Origin of the sequence: Flavitalea plasmicola (assembly GCF_030546645.1) — a bacterium.
Lineage (GTDB): Bacteria > Bacteroidota > Bacteroidia > Chitinophagales > Chitinophagaceae > Puia.
In genome coordinates, this window is the sequence record NZ_JAUOTO010000003.1 from 948,814 (window position 1) to 973,130 (window position 24,317).

General features: G+C 50.1%; 17 protein-coding genes. 14 read left to right on the forward strand and 3 right to left on the reverse strand.

Features of this window, described 5'->3' with window-relative positions; all coding sequences use genetic code 11:
- Positions 1-5: 5 nt before the first annotated feature.
- Together Q4E93_RS13855 and Q4E93_RS13860 are read left to right on the forward strand one after the other, a co-directional pair.
- On the forward strand, positions 6-1,349 hold the full coding sequence (locus tag Q4E93_RS13855; RefSeq protein WP_303586099.1) for a MutS-related protein: 1,344 nt from the start codon (positions 6-8) through the stop codon (positions 1,347-1,349).
- Positions 1,346-2,662 (forward strand): MutS-related protein, encoded by a 1,317-nt coding sequence (locus Q4E93_RS13860; protein ID WP_303586101.1) that lies wholly within the window; start codon positions 1,346-1,348, stop codon positions 2,660-2,662. Before Q4E93_RS13855 ends, Q4E93_RS13860 begins: the two co-directional genes overlap by 4 nt.
- Before the next feature lie 14 nt (positions 2,663-2,676).
- On the opposite strand, the gene Q4E93_RS13865 is transcribed toward Q4E93_RS13860, so the two are convergent.
- Together Q4E93_RS13865 and Q4E93_RS13870 are read right to left on the reverse strand one after the other, a co-directional pair.
- Positions 2,677-4,305, reverse strand: a complete 1,629-nt coding sequence (locus Q4E93_RS13865; protein ID WP_303586103.1) for a M81 family metallopeptidase — start codon at positions 4,303-4,305, stop codon at positions 2,677-2,679.
- A 26-nt stretch (positions 4,306-4,331) separates the two neighbouring features.
- Positions 4,332-4,712, reverse strand: a complete 381-nt coding sequence (locus Q4E93_RS13870; protein ID WP_303586104.1) for a VOC family protein — start codon at positions 4,710-4,712, stop codon at positions 4,332-4,334.
- Positions 4,713-4,827: 115 nt separating this feature from the next.
- On the opposite strand from Q4E93_RS13870, the gene Q4E93_RS13875 reads away from it, so the two are divergent.
- From Q4E93_RS13875 to Q4E93_RS13890, 4 genes are all read left to right on the forward strand, one after another.
- Positions 4,828-5,406: a Crp/Fnr family transcriptional regulator gene (locus Q4E93_RS13875; protein ID WP_303586106.1), complete on the forward strand. Its 579-nt coding sequence runs from the start codon at positions 4,828-4,830 to the stop codon at positions 5,404-5,406.
- 80 nt (positions 5,407-5,486) lie between these two features.
- On the forward strand, positions 5,487-5,879 hold the full coding sequence (locus tag Q4E93_RS13880; protein ID WP_303586109.1) for a VOC family protein: 393 nt from the start codon (positions 5,487-5,489) through the stop codon (positions 5,877-5,879).
- A 121-nt stretch (positions 5,880-6,000) separates the two neighbouring features.
- Positions 6,001-6,972, forward strand: coding sequence for an alpha/beta hydrolase (locus tag Q4E93_RS13885; protein ID WP_303586111.1), 972 nt, complete (start codon positions 6,001-6,003; stop codon positions 6,970-6,972).
- A gap of 149 nt (positions 6,973-7,121) precedes the next feature.
- On the forward strand, positions 7,122-9,527 hold the full coding sequence (locus Q4E93_RS13890; RefSeq protein ID WP_303586113.1) for an ABC transporter permease: 2,406 nt from the start codon (positions 7,122-7,124) through the stop codon (positions 9,525-9,527).
- A 40-nt stretch (positions 9,528-9,567) separates the two neighbouring features.
- Here the strand turns inward: Q4E93_RS13890 and Q4E93_RS13895 are convergent, their stop codons facing one another.
- Positions 9,568-9,948, reverse strand: coding sequence for a YciI family protein (locus Q4E93_RS13895; protein ID WP_303586115.1), 381 nt, complete (start codon positions 9,946-9,948; stop codon positions 9,568-9,570).
- 563 nt (positions 9,949-10,511) lie between these two features.
- Here Q4E93_RS13895 and Q4E93_RS13900 point away from each other — a divergent pair.
- From Q4E93_RS13900 to Q4E93_RS13935, 8 genes are read left to right on the forward strand one after another with little or no spacing between them, the layout of a single operon-like run.
- Positions 10,512-13,478, forward strand: coding sequence for a SusC/RagA family TonB-linked outer membrane protein (locus tag Q4E93_RS13900; protein WP_303586117.1), 2,967 nt, complete (start codon positions 10,512-10,514; stop codon positions 13,476-13,478).
- A 35-nt stretch (positions 13,479-13,513) separates the two neighbouring features.
- Positions 13,514-15,016 carry a RagB/SusD family nutrient uptake outer membrane protein gene (locus Q4E93_RS13905; protein WP_303586119.1) on the forward strand — a complete coding sequence of 501 codons (1,503 nt, stop codon included), beginning with the start codon at positions 13,514-13,516 and terminating at the stop codon, positions 15,014-15,016.
- A gap of 32 nt (positions 15,017-15,048) precedes the next feature.
- Positions 15,049-16,137, forward strand: coding sequence for a fasciclin domain-containing protein (locus tag Q4E93_RS13910; protein ID WP_303586121.1), 1,089 nt, complete (start codon positions 15,049-15,051; stop codon positions 16,135-16,137).
- 7 nt (positions 16,138-16,144) lie between these two features.
- Positions 16,145-17,233 carry a DUF5007 domain-containing protein gene (locus tag Q4E93_RS13915; protein WP_303586123.1) on the forward strand — a complete coding sequence of 363 codons (1,089 nt, stop codon included), beginning with the start codon at positions 16,145-16,147 and terminating at the stop codon, positions 17,231-17,233.
- A gap of 19 nt (positions 17,234-17,252) precedes the next feature.
- Positions 17,253-20,411 (forward strand): SusC/RagA family TonB-linked outer membrane protein, encoded by a 3,159-nt coding sequence (locus Q4E93_RS13920; protein WP_303586124.1) that lies wholly within the window; start codon positions 17,253-17,255, stop codon positions 20,409-20,411.
- A 9-nt stretch (positions 20,412-20,420) separates the two neighbouring features.
- Complete coding sequence (locus Q4E93_RS13925) at positions 20,421-21,947, forward strand: RagB/SusD family nutrient uptake outer membrane protein (protein WP_303586126.1); 1,527 nt, start codon at positions 20,421-20,423, stop codon at positions 21,945-21,947.
- 23 nt (positions 21,948-21,970) lie between these two features.
- A complete protein-coding gene (locus Q4E93_RS13930) occupies positions 21,971-22,684 on the forward strand; it encodes a hypothetical protein (RefSeq protein ID WP_303586128.1) in 714 nt (237 codons plus the stop codon).
- The gene (locus Q4E93_RS13935) at positions 22,681-24,291 is read left to right on the forward strand and encodes a DUF5008 domain-containing protein (RefSeq protein ID WP_303586130.1); all 1,611 of its coding nucleotides are present in this window, start codon (positions 22,681-22,683) and stop codon (positions 24,289-24,291) included. Before Q4E93_RS13930 ends, Q4E93_RS13935 begins: the two co-directional genes overlap by 4 nt.
- Positions 24,292-24,317: the final 26 nt, after the last annotated feature.

Genomic DNA, 24,317 nt, shown 5'->3' on the forward strand with positions numbered 1-24,317 from the left:
CGATCATGGCATTTACAACGGACAAGCAGACGCTGGATGATCTGAATGTGTTTGGAAAGCGCGGAGAAGAGGGTATATTCCAGCTCTTCAACCGCTGTGCTACAAGAGGGGGTGCTGCCATGCTGGAGGAGATGTTCAGGTATCCGCTGTCCGATGAAAAGGCCATCAATGAGCGCAGCGGCATCATAAAGAGATTGGCGGCGGCCGGCGCCGGATTTCCTTTTTCCATTGCTTATTTCGACGCCGTGGAGACGTACCTCTCCAATACCGACGAACGTACCAGGCTCCATACGGAGAATGTATCCTTAAGCCGGAGATTAAGCGACATGGTTGCGAAGGATACGGAAACTATACAGATCAGGAAAGGTATCCAGGCTGGCGTGTCTTTGCTCCGGGAATGTCACGATTTTGTTATATCCTCATGTTTGACCCTTGAAAGCAGGAATCAACCGGAAACAGCGGGGATCAGTTCGGTATTGGCTGATCCTTCGCTTCTCCAGGTACTGGATTGCCCGGATGAAGTTCCGACAGCCTCTTTTGTCCTTTTCGATGCCATACTGAGGTTCCGGCACAGGGATCTCATGCTTCAACTACTTAATCATCTCTACAAGCTGGATGTTTATGTGTCCGTGGCAAAAGTGGCGGCAGAACGGAAATTCTGCTTCCCGAAGGCAATATCCAAAGGGCAGCCGGGGGTAATGCTCGAAGGGGTTTATCATCCCCTGGTAAAGCAGGCGGTTTCCAATACATTGCATATTACACCGTCGGGCAATGTCATCTTTCTGACCGGCGCCAACATGGCGGGCAAATCTACCCTGATGAAGGCGGTGAGCATTGCGCTGCTGCTGGCTCACATGGGCATGCCTGTTCCCGCGGCGGCAATGGAGTTTGCCGTACTGGATGGCTTGTACACGACCATCAATCTTCCCGACAATCTTGGTCTGGGGGCCAGCCATTTTTATGCCGAGGTATTGCGGGTGAAACAGATGGCCCGGGAACTGGCTGCAGGCAAAAAGCTATTCATCGTTTTCGATGAACTTTTCCGGGGGACCAATGTCAAAGACGCCTATGAAGCAACCATTGGCGTTACCCGCGGATTTGCCTGCCGGAAGGATAGCGCCTTTATTATATCCACGCATATCATAGAGGCGGCCGGTGTACTGGAAGCGCAATGCGGAAATATTCAATTCCTTTATCTGCCTACCCGCATGAACGGTCATTTACCTGTCTATACCTACCAGATCGAGCAGGGAGTCACGGACGACAGACATGGTATGGTCATCATACAAAATGAGGGCATACTCGATATATTAAAGTACGGAAAGAATAAGTTCAAGATCAAGCGATGAATAGTTTCATGACGGACAATCAGACGCTGGAAGACCTGAATCTTTTGGGGAAGTTCAAACCGCAATCCATATTCAGCCTTTTTAACCAGGTGCACACTGCCGGGGGTGAGCGGCTGCTGGAAAAAATGTTCAGGGAACCTTTGACGGATCATATGGAAATCAACCGCCGGAGTGATCACTTCCGGTATTTCCAGGGCAAGGGAGTTCAATTTTCCCTGCCATCTTCCCTGTTCCGGGAGGCGGAAAGCTATCTGACGTCCTCAGGAGGCGGCTCGTTGCCTATGATCATGCTGGACGTAGCCCGTAAAAGAATAGCCGGGATAGCCGTCCGGGATGAGCAATTTGACCAATTACTAGCCGGCATAACAGCGGCTACGGCTATGTTACAGCAGCTCTCGCGGTTACTGGATCAATTGACGGATCACCCCCACCCCGAAGAGCTGGAACCTGTAAGGAAAATATTTGCAGATCAGCGTCTGCAATGGCTGAAACATTGGCACAGCGGGCAGCGTTTTTCTTTTATGCAGGTTATCAGGTACCATCATCTGCTGCGCCATGTGTTCCGGGTAGCAGTGGAAAGTGCGCTCGATCTCGCCTATCACATCGATGTATATATAGCCGTAGGCAATGTGGCCGCGGCCCGGCAATTTTCCTATGCAGTGGCCTTCCCAAAAGAAGATGCCGTGTTCTATGCCTCGGCATTAAGACACCCCGGTCTTGTCAATGGTGTATCAAATACATTGTCATTCGGGCAAAACAAGAACCTTTTGTTCCTTACAGGGGCCAATATGGCAGGGAAGTCTACCCTGATGAAAGCGTTCGGTATTGCTGCATACCTCGCCCATATGGGGTTCCCCGTTGCTGCGGGGGCCATGAAATTCTCTGTTTCAGATGGATTATTCACTTCCATCAATGTGCCTGATGACATAAGTATGGGGTACAGTCATTTTTATGCGGAGGTGCTGAGAGTAAAACATGTGGCGCAACAGGTGAGCAACGGGCATAACCTGGTAGTCATATTCGATGAATTGTTTAAAGGCACCAATGTAAAAGACGCTTATGACGCGACGCTTTCCGTCACCCGGGCATTGGCCGATTACCGGAATTGTTTTTTTATCATCTCCACCCACATCGTTGAAGTAGGAGAAGCGTTGCTGCAAACAAACGGCAATGTCCTGTTCAGGTTTATGCCGACTGTGATGGCAGGAAATGTGCCCCGGTATACCTACCGGCTTGCAGAAGGCATCTCCAGTGACAGACAGGGCATGTCGATCATCGAAAATGAAGGGATATTTGTGCTGCTGAGCGGTTAAGTTATAAAAGTTACTTAATCCGCAAAAGGTATCAGCCGGGCTGACAGGTCGGGATCGTTCATTTCCTTATCTAGTGGGAACATGGGTCTTTGTATTCTTTTATAAGGAAGATGTTCGATATCCTGGTCCACGCCGCCAGGTGTAAGCGCCATGATCCAGTCGGCGCGCATGGCATAGAGCTCAGGTTCGAGATAGCCGATCTTGACGACCACGATATCCGTCTTGCGGGGCTGCAGCCCCAGGCGCGTAAAATCGATTTCCTTATGGTAGGGCTTACGTTTACGTGTCACAATAACGTGTACGCTGCCCATGCGGACTGCGATTTCCACTTCAGCGTCTTTGTCGCCATTGACGATTGACTCCACTATACCTGTTATATGCACCGGAGGCGCATACCGGGCATCTATCTTCGCACCGGCATATCCGTCGACCTTACCTCCCACTCCTGCAGCAATCGCCAGTTCTACCAACTCCGGACCGGGTATGGAAGCGTAGATCAAAGAGGGTCCATTGGCCGCTTTGAATGCGGGATGGGCCAGGATTTGAGTGAGGGTCCAGCTCACGTCGCCCGCACCCCCGGCCGTTGGATTGTCTCCCATATCGCTGATGAAGAAGGGATGTTTGCTGCTTTTGAGCGCGCTGTCGAGGCAAACAAACCAGGGGGCGGTAGGCGCGACGAATGCAAATTGTTTCCGGGCATTCCAAAAAAGGTGCGCCAGTTCTTCTGCGGTATGCGTCACTTTATCCTGGTCATCTCCGGTTACCATAACAACAGCATGGTTGCGGGGCTCATCAGCCCAGGCATAGCCTATCCAGATGGCGGCATCAATGATACCCGGTTGTGCGGCCGCAGGCGCCACGGCCTTGTAAATACTTTTCCCGGGTTCTATCCTTGTGCTCGTTTTTTCCCCGGGCAACAATACGGGGATAGGTATCCATGCCTTATAGGCGGGACGTCCCTTGCCCGTTTCAAGCCTGGTCAGCAGGTTCTGTACAGCGCGACGTTTCGTATCCATCGCATCTTCATGCGGCGCCTTCCTGTAACAGGTGATGAGATCGCTGTTCTTAGCAAGATCCTCAGAGACATTGCCATGCAGGTCCATAGAAGTGGAGATAAGGGCTTTCGGTCCTATGACCTTCCTGATCCTTTTGATCATATCTCCTTCAGGATCATCCAATCCCACGACGCTCATAGCACCGTGAATATCGAACCACAATCCATCGTATGGCAGGTGTTTCCGGAGCGAATCCAGCATCTTCCCTACTAAGGATTCATAAGCTTGCCTCGTCACCGCTCCGCCGGGCAGCGATTTTCCGACAATGGTCGGCACCCATTGGGCTTGTTGACGCAACGTAGAGTCGGCTGCTAAAAAAGGATAAGCTCCATATACGGCTGTGTCATATCGTGCATGAAAGGCCGGCTCTTCCGTAACTGCTGGCGAGAAGGTACTGGATTCGATGGCCAGCCCTGCGATGGCGATCCGGGGCTTTGGTTTTTCCGAAGGATGGCATTGGACGAGACTGAAGGCTATAGGAACAGTCCAAAGGAGTAAAATAGTTAGACGCTTCCTATGTAATTGGCGGCTAACTGTCGTTTGCTTGTCCATGACAAGAAGCGCCGTATGGGAAATGCTATTGCTCATTGTTGAAAATTGTCTTGCAAAATATCTTACATCTTAACCCGGGTTGGCCATTCCTGCACCCTGATGCCGATCTGGCCATCCAGCATCGCAAATTCCATTGCACCCCATGGTCTCAGCGTAACTTCCTTAAGATTAGGATGCAACAGCTGCGGGAAATTCGAGGCGACCTTCGCGTAGACCTCCTCGATATTGTTGGTCACAAGTCGAATCTCAGGGTGTTCCTTGTCGGCATACACTGCGTTCTGGAAGAGCATTATGCTCAGGCCGTCTTTCTCGACTACACAGAATGGATGGTCGGAATGTAGTTCCTCATGGCCAATGGTGAATTCAAGACAGTCAATAAAGGTTTTAATGGCTATTTGGATGTCTGCGTAGAAGATACTTGGGACAACTTTAGTGAAGTGCACCGTTTTTATTTTAATTTAGTGTTCGCGGAATTCTGCACAAAAATAAGCTATTCTTCCTAATCATGAAATCCCAGCCAACCTCTATAGATATGGAACCAAGTAATCCTGAACAAAAATGGAAATAGGACTTTTTCAAGCAGTTTACAATCACCCTTCCCTTAGGGCAGCGGATTATGAACTAATAAGTGAAGCACATACTAAAATGGATTTTCAGCAAGGCGCCCTGCTGTTGGAAATTGGTAAGATCTCTCAGGAATTTTATATAATAGAAAAAGGGCTGTTCAGATCATTTCTTTATGATTACCACGGCAATGAAACAACTACGGGGTTTTATTGCTCAAAGGAAGTATTAATAGAATCTCTTTCACTATTTCAGAGAGTACCATCAAAGGAAAATTTTCAGGCCATCACCGATGTGGTTGTTTGGAAGATTGAATATGGGATTTTTCAGGGTCTGCTTAATAAAATAGAAGGTTTGAGGGAGTGGGGACGAACCTGGGCAACCAGCCAATTGTTTGCCCTGAAGGAACACACAATTAATGTATTGACAATGAGGGCCACGGACAGATACCTGGAGCTCATTCGTGAAAGACCGCAAATCATTGAACAGTCGCCATTAAAATATATTGCATCTTATCTAGGCGTTACAGACACCTCACTAAGCCGGATCCGAAAGGAAATTTCCATGAGCTAGCAGTTCTTGTCATATGACAAGTGCATTTTTCTTTTCGATAATTAATTTTGGTAAATTAATTCAATCTAAAAGTTAAGGAAATGAAAAATGCAGTGAACTGGTTTGAGATTTATACATCTGATTTTGAAAGAGCCAAAAAGTTTTATTCAGAAGTATTTAAATATAAATTGACAGATATTCCGGTGGATAGCGAGAGGCATTCTCAAATGAAATACGCCACCTTCCCAAATGATCAAAATGGTGAAGGGGCAAGTGGCGCATTAGTAAAGCTGGATGTGGCAAAGCCGGGAATTGGCGGCACTTTGGTATATTTTGACTCCGAAGAGATCGATGCGGAATTAGGCCGCGTGGAAACTGCGGGAGGCAAAATAATTCGCCCGAAACTGAATATTGGGGACTTTGGATATATAGCGCTTATAGAAGATACGGAAGGGAACCTGATTGGTTTGCATTCCCCTCTCCCACCCCGCTAGTAAGTGAGATATCTGGTTGCTGGTATTCCGAGCCCGTCTTCGGGCACTTATTAATAAAATAGTAATAAACCGCACATGAAGTGATAATGCCATTGCTATAGCTTACAGGAAATAAAAAATCATGAAACCTTTCCTACATTCCATTTCTTCACTTCTATTTGTTCTGATCCTTTCCGGATGCAAAAAACAGGAAATGATATTTGTCAAATCAATCATTACAACGTCGGGCACCAGATATATAGATGAGATTTTTTCTGCTGTCGATACTTCCCTGTTTAGAGTGGATTACAGAATAGCGAAAACGTATCATTCCAGTGATACCACTTTGAAACTGAATGTTTATCAACCGGCCGGTGATACCTTTCGATTGCGCCCAGCCGTTGTTTTTATCCATGGCGGCGGGTTTAGTGGAGGGACAGAGAAAGATTATTATGCCGACAGCATTTGCAGCGCTTTGGCGAGGAGAGGCTATGTGACCATTTCCCTCGGATATCGCTTAGGCATTGCATGGGCTCCTCATATGAGTAATGCCGACTCCATCCTAAAACAGCTTGAGGCCGCATACAGAGCAGATCAGGACGCCCGGGCCGCCATTAGATATATTCGAAAAAGCAGTAGCATAGGAAGAATAGATACGACAAAGATGTTTATAGGAGGAGCCTCCGCAGGCGCCATAACTTCCATTCTCTTAGCCTATCTTAACCAGGATGAACTCTCTTCGGATTTTGTTTTTCGAAATGGCCCTTTAGACGGCACTGGAACTTATGACTATCCCGGATACGCCACAAAAGTCAAAGGCGTCATTAATATGGAGGGGGTGATCCTTGATACCACCTGGATAAAGACAGGCGATGTCCCGATTTTCAGCTATTATGGTACGGCAGATCCATTTTATGTAGTTTCGGGAGCGGTTTCCGGTTCACCATTTGCTCCTATTTTTGGGGGACAGGGCATCCGATTGCGGTTTAACCATTTGGGTATTCCCAATGGGATAATAACATACCCTGGCGGCGTACATGGGAGTGTATATAATGCAGTAAATATTCACGCTACTATAAATTCAATGAGCGCCGCGATACAAGCTCAGCTGTAATTGCGCAAAGTTACTGTCCCTGATTTTGCGGACATCATACGTATCATAAACGGACAGTGGGTTTGCTGGTAAATACGTAATTTGATGATAACCAACAAGATGGAAGTTCGGCATTCTTATGGTAGGTGATTTCGCTGAAAATCAGCACTATGTTTAGAAACTACTTTAAAACTGCCTTTAGAAACCTTCTGGCCAATAAAGTCTATTCGATTATAACAGTTGCCGGTCTTGGCGTGGGCATCGCCGTTTGCCTGACCCTATTTATCTTCATCCGGTATGAGCAGAGCTTTGACGACTACCATCGCAACAAGGCGCGGATATTCCGGGTGATGACCGTTCCGGATAAGACAGACATACATGCTCACCCCACTTCCGCCGTACCCTTTCCACTGCCTACAGCGGTGGAGAACGACATGCCGGATTGGAAGACGACGGGTTTGTTCTTCATGGACAATCTTCAGGTCATGGCCATGGGCAAGGACGGGCAGCCGGAGAAAAAATTCAAGGAGAAAGAGGGCTGCTTTATGCTGGAGCCGGCCTTCTTTTCCATTTTCGATATTCCCTGGCTGGCCGGGGATGCGGCGAAGTCCATGGAAGATCCGCATTCGGTGGTTTTAACCCGGCAGACAGCCGAAAAATATTTCGGTGACTGGAAACAGGCGATGGGCCGCACCATCAAGGTCTACAATCGCGACCTGTTCACCGTCTCCGGTGTGATAGGCGACCCTCCGACCAATACCGACCTGCGTCTGAAACTGGTATTTCCGTATAAGATGGCCGGGTTTTCCAAAGGTAAAGACTGGTGGTCTATCAACAGTTCGCACGGCTGTTATGTGCTGTTGCCGGCCGGTGAGTCTATCGCAGGCGCCAACCGGCGGCTAAGCGTTTTGTCTAAAAAATACCGCACACCCGATAATAAAAACGCGCAGGAACTACAATCGCTGGCGGCCGTGCATTTTGACGCCGCCGGGGGCAACTACAGCGGAAGGGTCATTACTGCCGACCGTATCCGTACTTTGTGGTTGATAGCCGGTTTTATCCTTCTCATCGCCTGTGTGAACTTTATTAATCTTTCTACGGCGCAGGCCGTCAACCGTGCGAGGGAAGTAGGTGTGCGCAAGGTGCTGGGCGGCCTCCGCCGACAGTTGACCCTCCAATTCCTCCTGGAGGCCTTGTTGCTGGTGGTGGGTAGTGTGTTGCTGGCTGTTGTTTTGACGGGCGCCCTGCGGACACCGGTAGGCAGGATGCTGGATATGCCTTTATCGTATAACCTATTTAGTGAAAGCTCCGTTCTTCTGTTCCTGGTTGCTTTAATAGTAGTGGTAACCCTGCTGGCAGGGTTTTACCCGGCCCTGGTGCTCTCCTCCTTCAATCCCATTAAGGCACTCAAGGCCAAGCTGACAGCGCGCAGTAGCAAGGGCGGTATAACGCTTCGCCGGGGACTGGTAGTATTGCAATTCGTCATCGCCCAGGCCCTCATCATCGGAACATTGCTCATCGTCCGGCAGATGAATTATTTCGGCAATGCCGCTATGGGGTTTAATAAAGAAGCTATCGTGAATGTACCCTTTCTTGCAGACAGCGTCGGCATCAGCAAGCTGGATTATCTGCGGAACAGGCTATTGGCAGTGAAGGGGATCCAACAGGTGAGCTTCAACAATACCGCTCCGGCTTCGCAGGACAATTGGTGGTCCGATTTCAATTTTGACCATGCCAAAAAGGGGGTCAATTTTGCGGCGATCAGCAAATTTGTAGACGCGGGCTATATTTCAACCTATTCCCTGCCGTTGACGGCCGGTCGCAATTTCACTACGAACGACTCGGTAAGGGAATTTCTGGTCAATGAAACACTGGTCAAAAGACTGGGTTTCTCCGATCCGCACGAGGTGCTGAATAAAGAGATCAATCTTTGGAATGGTTTTGCAGTAGGGCCGATCGTCGGTGTCGTAAAAGATTTCCATCCTTCTTCATTAAAGGACTCGCTGGCGCCTGTGTTCATGCTCAATTTTAAAAAGAGGTTTGACGCCGCGGGAATAAAAATGGATGGTCATAACCTGCCTGCCACCATGGGCGCGATTGAAAAGATCTGGAATCAGGCTTTTCCGAATTATGTATTTGAATACGAATTCCTGGATCAGAAGATCGCTGCCTTTTATAAAGATGAGGCCAACCTTTCACGCATCTATATGATATTTGCGTCCATTGCCATTTTTCTCAGCTGTCTCGGATTGTATGGCCTGGCGTCGTTTATGGCGGTTCAACGCCTTAAAGAAGTAGGCATCCGCAAGGTACTGGGTGCCACGGTCATTAATATCGTGTATATTTTCTCCAGGGAGTTTGTATTGCTGATCGGTGTCGCGTTCCTGATCTCTGCGCCGATTGCGTGGTATTTTGTACATCAGTGGGTGCAGCAGTATGTATACCGCACTCCTATCAGCGGGTGGGTCTTCGCGGCGGGAGGCCTGCTGGCGCTGCTGATCGCGCTGGCGACAGTGAGTTTCCAGGCGCTTCGGGCGGCGGCCGTGAATCCTGTGAAAAATCTAAGGTCGGAGTAATCTCGTCTTCCGCCCCGGGGGCTATGGCGAATACCGTGAACTAACTATTGGGATAGACAAAGTTTGTTTGTTCTTCCTTCATTTTTATTGGTCTGACTTCAATGCTTGCCGAAGGGACAAATTCAAATTCGGGATTTTCCTTTGCCATGGCAATAGCTTCGTCAATGTCATTGGCCCTGATATGATAATAGCCGACTTGCACCTCTTTCGTGGGGTCTACGGCAATACTCGCCCAGCCACCTGGACTCTTCGAGATGATAAAACCCTCGCGAACGATAGGTTGAGCGGCAATTAATTTGTCTTCAGACTTAAGCCGTCCTATATAGACCTCACATTTTTTGATAAATGCCAAATGCTCGTCTGGCGCCAGCGCTGCTTTTGCATCTCCGGCATTGCGTATGTATAACATGAATTCTTTCATTATTGGTGGTATTAAATTATTAGCCGATAAATGGAAGTTAATGATTTTTTTGGCTGGCCTGAAACAAAATGAATAAGTATGAAACAAATTGCATAATTTACAGTCGTTCTCCTCATCACTATTTAGCTCTCTACTAGAAAAAAGACGGTAAAAAACAAGGTGTTACCACTTAGTCTTAAGTAAGTAGGTATGCGTATGTGTTATAAAAAGCTTAAAAATCTCTCTCCCGGGCACAATTTTTTTTATGTTCATTCTCACTATTTCAATCGCCCCAACACCGCCCAATTACAACCGATCCCACGTTAATGTAAAAAATTACAATTTTAAAAACTGCCATTCATAGAAGCCTGAACACGAGCGAAGAAAAAAAATAATTACTATTTCATTTTTTGGTTGATCCGACTAATTTGCGCATATACTGAAACGTTAAATAAATTTTGTTGAACGGAAACAATACGATGAATATGAAAAATTTTTTTCAAAGCTAAATCGTTTGCTAAATCGTTTTGTCTGTAGTTTTAATCCATTAACGATTAATTAACCAAGCTAACCGTAATCGCTATATGAAGAACACCTGCTTTCTTCTCATCAGCTTTCTATTGCTGAAAGCCCCAGGACTGTATGCGTCTATCAATCCTTCCGCACCTCTTCGCGATACAACCGCCCCTCTTAACAAGGATATAGCAGGAGATTCCATCATTCTTGTCAAAAGAGTTACCGTCTACAACAAGCTGACAGACAGCGTGAACAAAAAGCCTGACGTACTGGCCCTGTTCCCCTCTTCATCTTTACAGCAGGCGGCAAAGGGACAATTCGCCGGCCTATACGTACAAGAACCTTCGGGAGAGCCCGGTTCCGTCCAAAATATGTTTGTTCGCGGCGCCCCTATGCCCCTACTTTCACGCAAGGAGCTCTATCAGTCCCAGCCGCTGGTGGTGCTGGACGGCATTCCATTGGTGGACGAGCACCCTTTCGCCTTCGATATCCAGCAATATGATTTCAACCGCATAGGTCCCGCAACGAATATATACGGGTCCATTGATATGGATAATATCGCCTCGATAGAAGTGCTGAAAGACCTCACCGCCACCATGGCCTACGGTCCAAGAGCCGTCAATGGCGTGATCCTCCTGAAATCCAAAGCTGCCATGAACCAGCGAAGCATCAGCTTCAACTCCTATGTCGGCGTGGCGGAAAGACCACATGTCGCCACTACAAACGGAAAATTTGAGAATGCATTCCGTCAAAAGTTCTACGATCTGTATACTACCAATGGCCGCTATTCCAGCGATGAGCAATATCCTATCTACCTGAGCGATTCGCTGAACAATGTATACAGCGGACAATCCAACTGGAGCGACTTGTATTACCGTAATGCAGTGATCTATGGCATCAATCTCGGTATCTCAGGCGGCAACGACCGGGCCAATTTCAGATTTTCACTGGGCGACCTGAAAAGCAAGGGTGTGGCCGATCAGACGGGCCTGGACAGGTACAGCGTCATGTTCAACATCAACATGAAGCCCATTAAGTGGCTGCTGTTTTCGGCTATGATCAATGGGAATATGATGGACCGCCAAAGGAACAGGAACATGCGCGACCGCTTTGCCCAGATGAACTATTTTCCCGACCTCAGCGCCCCCCTGGCCCCCAACAAAGAATACTACCGGCAGTACCTGGCCCAGTTCGATAAGAGCTTCGACAAGAACAAGACGAATCTCATCCAGGGTTATGCCAGGCTGGCGTTGGATCTGGGTAAATTCAACCTCAGCTCCACATTCAACATCGATTACAACGAAGGCTACCGGGACATATTCTACGCACGCACCCTCCTGCAGGGCACCAGCTACGCCTCGAACTACTACGGTTTCAATCAGCGGGTGCAGCTCATCAATAAATCGACTTACGATGTTTTCCTGCACACTGTAAACAAGCTGCACGTCGAGTTCAACCAGGCGGTGCAATGGGATACTTACAAGTATAACAATGCCTACGCCTATAAGGGCGCCAATGACTTTATCAAGATCAACCTGCTGGACTCCGATCCGAAAAGGGACGGTAACGACAACGCCAATTACCTCAACCCCATCGCTTTTCCCAGGGAGTTGACCTACCGCTTCCTCGACAAGACCGGAGATGTGCTGGCGTCATTCTACGGTACCGCGGATTACACTATCCGCGATAAATATACTTTTTCGGCATCTTTACGCGCGGACGGGTCATCCAATGCCCAACCCACCAGCCGGTGGTTCTATTCCCCAGTCGTGGCCGCGGCGTGGAACCTGAAAAATGAGTTCCTCGAAAAGAACAAAGCGCTCGATGATCTCGTTCTCCGCATAAGCGCCGGACGACTGGGACGTCTCCATGCCTACGACAACTTTGCGCAGGGCCCCCAATACACGGCTACTACAGGATATACAGGCAATCTCACCGTACCCGGATACAACGCCTTCAGCGTCCTTACCAGACCGTATTCATTTGGATGGGTGGGCTATGGCATCCCATGGGGTTATTCTGACCAGGTAAACATAGGAACAGATCTGTCTCTCCTTCGTAATCGTTTGCACGTCTCCCTGGACTGGTATAAAAAGATCGAAAAAGACCTGCTCATCGGTATCCCCGCATTTGCCGAATACGGCTATAAGCAATCCATCGAACCCGGCATGTCCGTCAGCAACACAGGCCTGGATCTTAGCGCCCGGGCGGAAGTCCTCCGGGGAAAGAAAGTTTCCTGGTCCGCAGGCATCAACGTAAACTACAACCGCAATAATCTGAGGTCCCTGCCAAGGGGTTTGAAAGAGATCGTCATTGGCAACCGCCTCCTGCAGGTGGGCCGGCCCGTAGACCAGTATTGGTTATTCGTTAACCAGGGCATCTATACGGCCGACAACCAGGTGCCGGTGGTAAAAGGACTGCCGCTGAAATACAACGGAGTTTCCCTCCGCGCCGGCGATCCCCGATGGAAAGACATGAATGGCGACAACGTTCTCGACAACAAGGATAAGATCCTGAAAGGACATTCCCTACCCGTCCTTTCCGGAGGAATGGATCACACATTCAAATATGGCCCGTGGAGCTTGTCGCTCGACTTTTACTATACGCTTGGGAGAAAGATCATGCACCAGGAGATGGCCAATAAATTCGACTTTGTCAATAGGGAAAGCAACCTGAATATGAACTCTGTCAAGGAGATCACTTTCTGGGAGGACCGGGGAGACTTCAGCAAATATCCTCTATATAACCCGTGGAGCACCGTCATTCCCTATCGCATCGACCAGGATCTTTTCCTTGAAAATGCTTCATTCCTGAAATTGAGATCGCTGGTACTGGGCTATGATCTCAGCAAATACCTGGCGAAGAAAGGCCTTAAGTCGAACAGGTTCTTCGTATACGCATCCGTGAATAATGTCTTCACCATAACGCCATACACCGGCGTGGATCCTGAACTCGTGGGGTACGACGGGTACGACGCGGGTTATGGCCAGCCAATACCCAGGATCTACACGCTCGGCATCAAGACCGAACTATAAAACTAAAGAATTTACATAAACGCAAGGTCATCAAAATGAAAAAATCATTGCTGGCAATCCTGCTCCTGTTCCCGGCGCTATTCAGCTGTAATAAGGTTTTGGATAAAGATTCCGTACGGGTCGTTGCAGAAAAAAACATGTGGAATACCCTGGAAGATGCACGCGCAGGGCTCATGGGCGTCTATGCCCTTACCCGTGCAGCGCTTTCCGACAACAACGGGCACTGGATCTACGGCGACGTCAGATCGGGGCAGTTCTACAGCCCCCAGCGCCAGGACCTGAAAGCCGTTATCGACAATCACCTGAATGCGGCCTATCCTGTGGTGGAGGCCTTATCCGACTGGACGAGGTTCTACGCCATCGTCAATGCGGCCTGTCTCTTCATCGAACGGGTAGGTAATGTCAAGGCTAACGACAAACGGTATTCGACCAATAATATGACGGTGGATCTGGCGCAGGCAAGGCTCTTACGGGCATTCGCCTACTTCTATATGGTAAGGATCTGGGGTGATGTGCCCTTTATCATCACCTCTCACGACGGCCAGTTCGAGAACAAACCCCGCGAAGAACAGGCGAAAATATTGAGCTGGGTGGAGGTAGAGCTGCTCGCGGCGGCGCAGGACCTGCCATTCGGCTACAGTAGGGGCGACATTCAGCAGCCAGGGAATTACTACAACGAAGATGCCACCCGGTGGGGCGGCGCCCTGGCGACAAAGATCTCCGCCTATGCGATCCTGTCGCATGTAGCGGCCTGGATGGGCAACTATTCCAATGTGGCAAAATATACCAAGTTTGTCGAAGACAATTACAGCCGCAGCAACTGCAGCTTTCAATCCACGTCGGACCTGACGAATTCCAACGGGTTCTTCTATAACAAGAATTCCAGCCAGATGCTGGGATTCAATTCGGACTATGGGCATATAGAAGGCTCATCCACCGGTCACCTGGAAGAGCTCACCCTCGCCCAACCCGTGATCAACAAAGCCGTTCCCGATATCTATCTGCCGAAGGATACTATCATACGCCTCTTCGATCAGCCCAATGATGAACGGTTCAACCTGGACACGGTGGGCACGCCGGGCTCCGACCGCTACTTCACGAACTTCAACGGCAAATACCCCATATTCAGCAAGATCAAGGTAATGGAAGGCGGCATCATCGATCCCAACTTCCGGTACTTCACCAGCGCGCTGATCTTTACCCGGCTGGAAGACATCGTCCTGCTGCGCGCAGAAGCTATGGCCGTGCTGGGCGATGTCTCCGGCGCCCTCAATGAAGTAGCCATCGTCATGTCCAATCGGGGCATCACGACGATTAGTACAACGAATAAAGAGTTGATCGACCTCATCTTCGAAGAGCGCAACCGGGAACTGCTGGGAGAAGGACATCGTTGGTATGACCTGGTACGCTACAACAGGATCAAGCAAAACAACCCGGCCTTCACCGGGCTCATCAATTCCGGAGGAATTTACTGGCCTGTATCCCGCAAGCTCATCGGCCAGAACAGTTTATTAATTCAAAATCCTTACTGGCAATAAGGGACCCCAATCTGAAAAATATGACAACGTATATGCGAGCCATAACATTTTTGCTTATCCTGTCCTTCGCGCTGCCTGCCTGTAAGAAGGATGGCGGCTATCACAACTCCCCCGACGCGGATAAGAAAATCCCTATGAACACGTACGACTATCTGAAAAGCAAGGTCGGCGTATTCGACTCCCTCGTGGCGGTGATCGACAGGCTGGGATTGAAGGAGACATTGACGGACAGCAGCATTACGCTCTTCGCCGTCACCAATCAAAGCTTTCAGCTGGCGGTGACGAACCTGAACCGCTTGAGGAAACAATCCGACAAAGACCCGCAATACCTGTCCTTCATCGACCGCGAGCAGCTGGATACCATGGTGTGCTACTACATCATTCGGGGTAAATACCTCTCTGATTCACTGCAATTGCAGGATGGTCTAGACCTCTTCAGCGTACGGTTCGGCTATCCCATGCATGCCAAAAGCACACGGGCTTCCGCATCGGGATTTGAAAAGGGCGGTCCGGAAGTGATCGACTTCAGCAATACGAAGAGAAGCAAATTCGTCAGATTCTGGTCCAGCACCACCACCGGATCGAATAATATCGAGACGACCAATGGCGTCGTTCATGTGGTAACGCCCGACCATATCTTCGGTTTTGACGAGTTCGTGTTGCGTCTCACCTTCGTTCCCCCGCCTCCCGACCTGATGACGCTCATCGGCGGCAAGCTCAGCGTATTGCGGGACAACAACGGTGGGCCTGATAATGGCGAAGGTTCGAAGAAGGTCATCGACGGTGATGACCACACCAAGTTCCTTTGCGAGTTCCAGGGCCATGTATGGATGAAGTTCGAACTGAACCAACCGGCGGTGTCCTCCGTGTATACCCTCACCTCGGCCAATGACGCGCCGGATCGTGATCCCCGCGCCTGGACATTCGAAGGATCGAATGACGACGTCAACTGGGATGAACTGGACAGAAGATTCAATTTCTTCTTCGAACAGCGCTATCAGCTGAAGGTTTTCACCTTCCCCAACACCCAGGCGTATAAATTTTACAGGATCAATATTTCAGAGGTCAACGGGTCGAACCTTTACCAGCAGGCCGAATGGACCATCAATTCAACAAAATAAAGTGACCATGCAACGCGTCATAAAAAAAGTAACTATTCTCTTTCTGCTGACCGGAATGATCTCCGTCGGCTGCAAAAAATTATACGACCTGCCCGGGGAGAAGGACTATCTCAGCTCCAATGTCAATTTTTCCAATAAGACCTTCGAACCCATCCTGGGGAGGACCACCGTCATGGGCGGCTTTAATTCGGACCATAGCACGGAGCCCCTGAAATTCGAGATCGTCAATGCACGGTTTGGAGACGGACGGCCAATGTCCGACCTCTTCACCGAAGCCGAGACCTATGTGTGGACGGGCACCTATACAGGCTTGGAGAAAAGCCTGGATGAGATTGAAGCCAAACGGAAAAAGGAAAAGCACCCCCTCTTTGAGATCCGGCATTCGGGGGAATTCATCATGTGGAGCGCCTCCACCAATGAACTGATCCCACCCCGTGCGGCTGACAGCACCAATTTCCCGCAGAATACCCGGTATTTCGACCTGAAGGTCAGTAACACGGGCGGTGAAATGCTGATAAAAGATTTCCAGGTCCGCCCCTGGCGCGAGCGGCCCTATGAACCTTCCAACGACATGAACATCTATACGGGCGGCATAGCACCCAATCCCAAAGATCCAACCAATCCTGCGGACAGGGATTATATCAGGCCTTTCGTCAATGGGGTGTTGTCCACCCCTTCCGAGAGATACATGGTGAGCAACGACGACCGGAAAGATATCGTGGCCTTTATCCGTCCGTTCACGGGTGGAAATGGACACAACTTACGGATCAAGGTGCTGGACAAGGATTCCCTTCCCATCAACCCCTCCGCTTTCAACGAGACGAAATGGAAGGAGATGATCCATGGGTTCAATATGCAGATAACGAACGAGTATGTCCAGTACGACGTCGCCTATCCGATACCGCTGGTGGAGGTTCCCACTTCCTATGCTCCTGGCGGAACGAGGGCGCATGCGGAACTGAGATATTCCAGGATCGGGTTCGGCGGATTGAGAGTGACATCGGCCTTCGGACTGGACTTCGCGATCTACAGGCCCGGGGACTGGGAGATCGTATTCCTTTTCAGGATGGAAAATCCAAAATTTGAAAATGACTAACTGCTAATAATCGAATACAATGAAATTACGTTTATACATTCTGCTCTTGCTGACCGGCAGCCTCTTTCCTTCCTGGTTCCTGCTCGCGCAAGCTCCTCCCGCTACGGTCACGGTCCGGGGTATGGTGGTGAACAAGACCTCCAACGCTCCGTTGCAGAGCGTCACCATTGCCAATGAAAAGACAGGCAAAGGAGTGGGCATGTCGGATGCAGAAGGGCGCTTTGAGATCAGGGTGCCTGCCAACGCCTCCCTTGTCTTCAGCTCGGTGGGCCTCGCCACCAAAAAAGTGAAGCTGGAGCCGGGCCAGACAAATATAAAAGTGGCCATGGAAACAAATAACCGGTCGATGGATGACGCGATCATTGTCGCCTATCAGAGAAGGACGAAGGAGACGACGACCGGGGCCGTCAATGTCGTCATGGGAAAAGAGGTACAGGACGTGCCTGTCTCCAATGTGGAGCAGCTGCTGCAGGGTAAAGTGCCCGGTCTGAATATTCAGAACAACACAGGAGCACCTGGTTTCAGGGGCTCGGTGCAGATGCGGGGACTTTCCAACCTCAGCATTTCAGGCAGCGGCAGCGAATCCTTCCTTCAACCTACATCACCCCTGTATATCATCGACGGCGTACCCATCGATGCCGACAAGGCGTCAGACTATGGGTTCCAGACCCAGGGACCCGGCATCAGCCCGCTGTCATTGATACCTCCGGAAGATATCGAATCCATCCAGGTACTCAAAGATGCGCAGGCTACCTCCATGTATGGATCGAGGGGCGCCTACGGCGTTATCATCATCACTACCAGAAGAGGAAATTCCAAGGTTCCCCGTGTCAGGTATACCGCCAATTATTTTATGACCACTCCCCCCAAGCTCCGCGAGACATTGGGCGGCAATGCCGAACGCCAGCTGAAGATCGGCCAGATCATCAGCAATGCCCGCAACTACGACGACATCACGCGGATCAACCGAACGGCCTTTCTGGCGGACAGCCTGAACCCTTATTGGAACAATTCCACCAACTGGCAGGCCGTCTTCTACCGGACTACCTATAACCAGACGCATAACCTCGCCCTGGACGGCGGCAATACCAAATTCAACTACAAGACGAACCTGGGGTATTACACCGAAAAAGGCGTTATCAAGAACACAGGTTTTGACAGGTATAACCTGAATATGAACATGGAGTTCAAGCCCAGTGACAAATTCAGGGTCTTCAGCTCCCTCTTCGGATCACTGGGTATGCAGGGTAAAGGCAATGGACTGGGGATCCTTCAGCAAGGCGTAGCTGACAACGGAACGGCCTCCACACTGCTACCCCCACCCTCCTATTATCAATCTTCCGGCGCCGTGGTGTCGGCCCTGAAAACGAAAAATGACAACAACTCGAGGAACTTGCGGGCAAATGTAGATATGCGTTATGAACCATTCCTCGGTGTGGCATTCTCATCCAGCCTTAGCTATGACAATACTTCGGAGACGGAATCCACTTTTACGCCCGCTGCGGCCAATAGCCAGTTCGCCCGGGTCTACGATTTCACCGGCAAGAACTTTACGTTGTACAACCGAAACAACTTCACCTATTTCAAAACGATAGCGAGAGATCATACTATTTTTGTCAACGCTTTCAACGAGATCTATAAACAAGGCGCCCAATCCCGTATCACCAGACAGGAAAGGACCCCTAACGACCAGGTGCAGGGCCCCATCGGCTTCGACGCCTATTTTTCACGGGGCGGCGGGGTGCTGGCGAACTTTAAGAACGCCACTATCGCCTCCTTTGCCGGCTCCATTTCCTACGATTATCAAAAAAGGTTCATAGCGGAATTCTCTTACAGACTGGATGGCACGTCTTCCAATGGATTGGAAAATCTTTATTCCAAGAATCCTTCAGTCGGACTGCGATGGAACTTCAGCAAAGAAAAGTGGCTGAAGGATCTTATCTGGCTCTCCTACGGCGCCCTGCGGTTGACCTGGGGACAAAATATCGTGCCGACGGGAAATCTTCAGAGCATCTATGGCCTCTATAACCTGAACGGCAATTTCAACAACAATCCCACGATCGGGATCAACTACGACCAGATACCCAACCCTTTCCTGAAGCCGACCACCACCACGCAGTATAACTTCGGTTTCGAAACGGGTCTTTTCAACGATAAGTTTGTCATCAACTTCGACGCCTACTTCAAGAAAGTGGACAACCTGCTCTTCGACCGGAATCTTGCCACGAATACAGGCTTTGGCAAGTTGGCCAGCAACGATGCGGGCATCGCCAACTACGGGTATGAGCTGATGGTGACGGCCAGACCCATCGTAAGAAAATATTTCACCTGGACAGTGTCTGTCAATGGCGCCATCAACCGGGATGTCCTGCTGAAGCTGCCGGCGGAATACAACGGCCAGTATATCAGAACTGACAACAGCCCCTACCGGCAGCACACCGTATTTCGCGTAGGACGGAATACGTTGTCCAATTATCTCATCCGGAACATGGGCGTATTCAGCAAAGATGAAGATGTGCCCGTAGATCCGGCGACGGGTAAGCGATACCAGACCAATGGTACGGCGTTCAAGGCAGGTGACCCCTATTTCAAGGATGTCAACGGGGATTATATCCTGGATGACAAAGACTATGAGGTGGGCGGCAATTCTCAGCCCCTGGTGACAGGCGGCATCTCCACGAATTTGACCTATAAGAATTTCGGATTGAATGTCTACGCCACCTTCACCGCCAAGCGCACCATCCTGAACAATGCCCTCTCCGACCGCATGTCCATTACAAGGGATCCCTTCGATCTGCGGGCGGTGGTACCTCTGAGCGAACTCGACATCTGGCGCAAGCCGGGGGATCATGCAAGGTATCCCAATCCCTACGACTATGGAAGGTTTAACCAGATCCAGCCCCTTCGGCCCGACCAGACCCTTTGGGCCGAGGATGGCAGCTACCTGAAAATAAACAATGTCATTGTATCCTATATGTTCAATAGGGCACTCGTCAGGAAGATCGGCTTCAACAGCGCCAGGATCTACTTTAGCACGGAGAACCTCGTCACCTTTTCAGGTTACTCGGGCCCGAACCCGGAGAATGTCACCACCCTGGGCAGGGATGTGTCCAGCGGATATGCCGTCCCCCGTAAATACAACCTCGGTATAAACATAGAACTCAATACTGGCAATTAAACCCACTTCATGATGAAAAAGACCATCTGCTATATCATATTGCTGCTAGCCGGCCTCGCCGGCCCCGGCTGTAAGAAATTCCTGGATATTCAGCCCATCGATAAGCTATCGGGTAATAACTTCTATCAATCGAAGGAAGATGTGGTCGCCAATATCTATGATCTGTCAAGGAAATTGTTCAACAAGGTCAACGAAACCCACTTCATCGGCGCGACAGGTGAATACCGGTCAGGCGAAGTATTGTCGGAAGCGCAATCGGACAATGGTCCCGCACGGGCATATGTCGAGGTCTTGGGAAGGAATGACCTGCTCACCTTGTTGAGCGGCAACCAGCCTTGGAATTTTTACAATTTTTCAAATATCACCGAGTGGAAGGAATATTATCAGGTGATACAAGGTGCCAATATCCTGCTCAGCAAGCTGGAAAAAGGCATACCGGGTGTCTCCGAAACGGAAAAGAAACAATTCGAAGGTGAGGCGGCATTTGCCCGGTCGATGGCCTATTTTTTCATGGTACGTCTGTACGGAGACGTTCCCTATTTCACCGATGCTTTTCATTCGACGGCGTTGCCCAGGGAAAAGATGGTAACGGTGCTAAATAACTGCATTGCTGACCTGACAAAGTATAAGGATAACCTTCCCTGGAGCTATTCCGACCCTGCCCTGAAAGGGGTGCGGGCCAGCAGGGGCAGCATCATCGCATTGCTGATGAATATGAACATGTGGAATGCGGGGTTTGACAAGAGCAAGGCCGAGCACTATTACGAGGAGACGGCCGCCCTGGGAAATGAGCTGGTGAGTAGCGGCGCCTACCGGCTCCTGCCGCTCAACGAATGGTCGACCGTGATAAAAGGGAGGTCCGATGAAAGTCTTTTTGAATTTTATCGCAGTGTCAATTACAATGACGACAACAGCGCCATAGCACCCATCTCCGATATGTTCGTTCACTATCCTTATAAAAGACCGGAATACACGCACCGGGTGAGCTTTGCTTTCTTCAGGGCTGAATATATGCAGAAGCTTTATCTGGGCAGTGCCGACAGAAGGGCCACCGTCTGGTTTGACGATAATATCTATGCGGACAATGGAAAATTCATGATGCTCAAGTTTGCGCAAAATTCCTTCATTACGGGAGACGAGGATAAGAATCCCGACAATACTTTCATGATCTTCCGGTATGCCGGGGAGATCCTCTTATGTGCCGAAGCCCTGGCAGAGCTGGGACGGGACGACGAAGCCATCAAGCTGGTGAACATGGTGCGTGACAGGGCCGAAGCAGGACACTACACAGGCGGCGGCGGCGCGGATCTGAAAGATTTTATCTTTTTGGAGCGTTCGCGTGAGCTCATGGGCGAAGGCCACCATTATTTCGACATGGTTCGCACGCGCCGGATCCTCAGCAGCACCTGGTCCTACAATGTGCTCACCCTGGATAAATTCAACAGGGGCGCCTGGACCTGGCCCATCAGCAGGAGCGCCCTGGACAACAATCCCTATATGACACTGAATGATTACTGGACCAACGGAGGCAACTAATTACCACATTCCATCAATCAACTATGATAAAAAATACCATTGCGATCTGCGGCCTCGTCCTGCTGGCATTCACCGCCTGCAAACGCGACAAATATTATAAGGACGGCGGTCTTGCCCAGGCAAATTTTCCGGGCACGATGCTGGATTACCTGGATGCGCATCCCGCCCCTTTCGACACCATTGCCCAGGTGGTGAGACTGGCCGGGCTTACCGATATGTTCAACAAAGAAGATATCACTTTCTTCGCGCCGGACGACCAGGTGATCAACCGGACCATCGGCACCATCTATACCGGCGGGCTGAACAGCTTTTTGTATAGACGGGGCAGAGATACCGTCCGGGACATATCCGAGATCGATTCTTCCATCTGGCGGAAGTATCTCCTGCAGTATATTTTCAAGGGCGCCAACAGGCTGAAAGACTACCCCCAGATAGATTTCAGTCTGGTGAATATCTATCCCGGCGGCTTGTATTATACCCTGGGCGGGAACGTGATGAACATCGGGGTTACGTTTGCCGATGCCAATGGTATCAAATACCTCGGCTATCGGCAGCTGGTGCTGAGCTATATTCCGGATATTTCCAACCCGGACTATGACTGGAGAAGTTTTTCTGTTTCCTCGTCAGATATTAAACCAAAGAACGGGGTCGTGCATGCCCTACTGACTGACGGCCTGTACCTGGGCTATGACCCCAATATTTTTTTCACCGAAGTATATAATGCCGGACTAAAATGAAAGCATTTACGTATTTTTTGATCATTGCCGCAACGATGCTTGCCGTACAAAGCTGTAAGAAGACCGATACCGTGTACAAAGATCCTTATGCCAACGCCAAGCCCCCATTAGGCATAAAGCTGGATCGCGATGCTCCTCCCGTACCTGCCAGCGGAATAGCGGGCACCACGGTGCATTTTCAGGCTACGGGCCTTGTCGCTTACAAGGATAAGCTCTCCTTTCTTTTCAACGGAGAGAAGGCGGAGATCGTGGGTATTACGGAATCCGGCATCGATGTGAAGGTGCCGGCCGCCGCCAGCAGCGGGATAACCTCCATCAACGTCGATGACCAGCTGGTGCTCGGTCCGCCATTCTCCGTGCTGGGTTTAATAAAGATCGACCCCACTTTCCGCGCACAGGCGGGCGCCAACGATTTTGTCACGGAGGTTTACCCGCTGACAGATGGAAGGAATATTGTCATAGGGTTCTTCACCAATTACGATAACAAGGGATACGTCGCCCCCCTGAACAGGATCGTCCGGACATCCGCCGACGGCGACCTGGACCGCACCTTCCGGACCGGGAAAGCGGCCAACGGCGGATTAGCCAGCATCATCGAACTGGGAGGCAAATTTGTCATTGCCGGCGGCTTCAGCGGATATGACCAGCGCACCGAGAATATCAGCAATATCACCACTCTAAACGCCAACGGTACCATCGATACCATGGGGGTGAAGACCTATCGCCGGCCTTCACAAACGGACACCACCATGTATTTCCCCAAATTCAACGGCGGGACAAATGACTTTATCAGCCGTCTGTATGTCCATCAAAATAAAATACTCGCGACGGGCAATTTCAGGTACTATGTGAAAAGGACATATACCGAGCCGAATTACACGTTTACGAAAGATACCGTGATACTGGATAGCACTGAGATGCGCCAGATCCTTCGTTTCAACCCGGATGGGTCACTGGACAGCAGCTTCCGGTTTAACCAGGCGACAGGAAAGGGCTTTCCGGCTGCCAACGGGCCCATCGGCTCCTTTATGCATAATGAGCCGGAAAAACTGGAAAAGCTGGTGATCTTCGGCAACTTTACCACCTTCGACCAACAACCGGCCGGCCGCATCGTTAGGCTGAACCCCGACGGCACCATCGACAATACCTTTACGCCAGGCCCAGGCGCAGACAATTCCATCAATAACCTCACTTACAACACCGTCACCAAAAAATACCTCATCACCGGCGATTTCCGGCACTATGCAGGCAAGGCGGCCCCGGGGATCGCGCTGCTGAACGAGGACGGCACACTGGATGAAAGCTTCATAGGGAAGGAATTCGAAGGCGGCTTTGTGGGTATTGCCCGGCAGCTGAACGACGGGCTCATTGTCGTTAGCGGCAGGTTCAAGAAATACAATAACGTTACCCGCAACGGCTTCATGGTGCTGACGGCGACAGGGAATTTTGCATCGGGATACAATGCCACGGGTACCTTTTCCGGTAGCTTGTCAGATATCATCGAAACCCATTCCGCCGACGGGAAAAGAGCGCTGTTGCTGATAGGTTCCATTGACAGATTTGATAATCAACCGGTGAGCAATATCATAAGGGTAACCCTGGAATAAACGCCAGCAAAATTAATTATTCAACG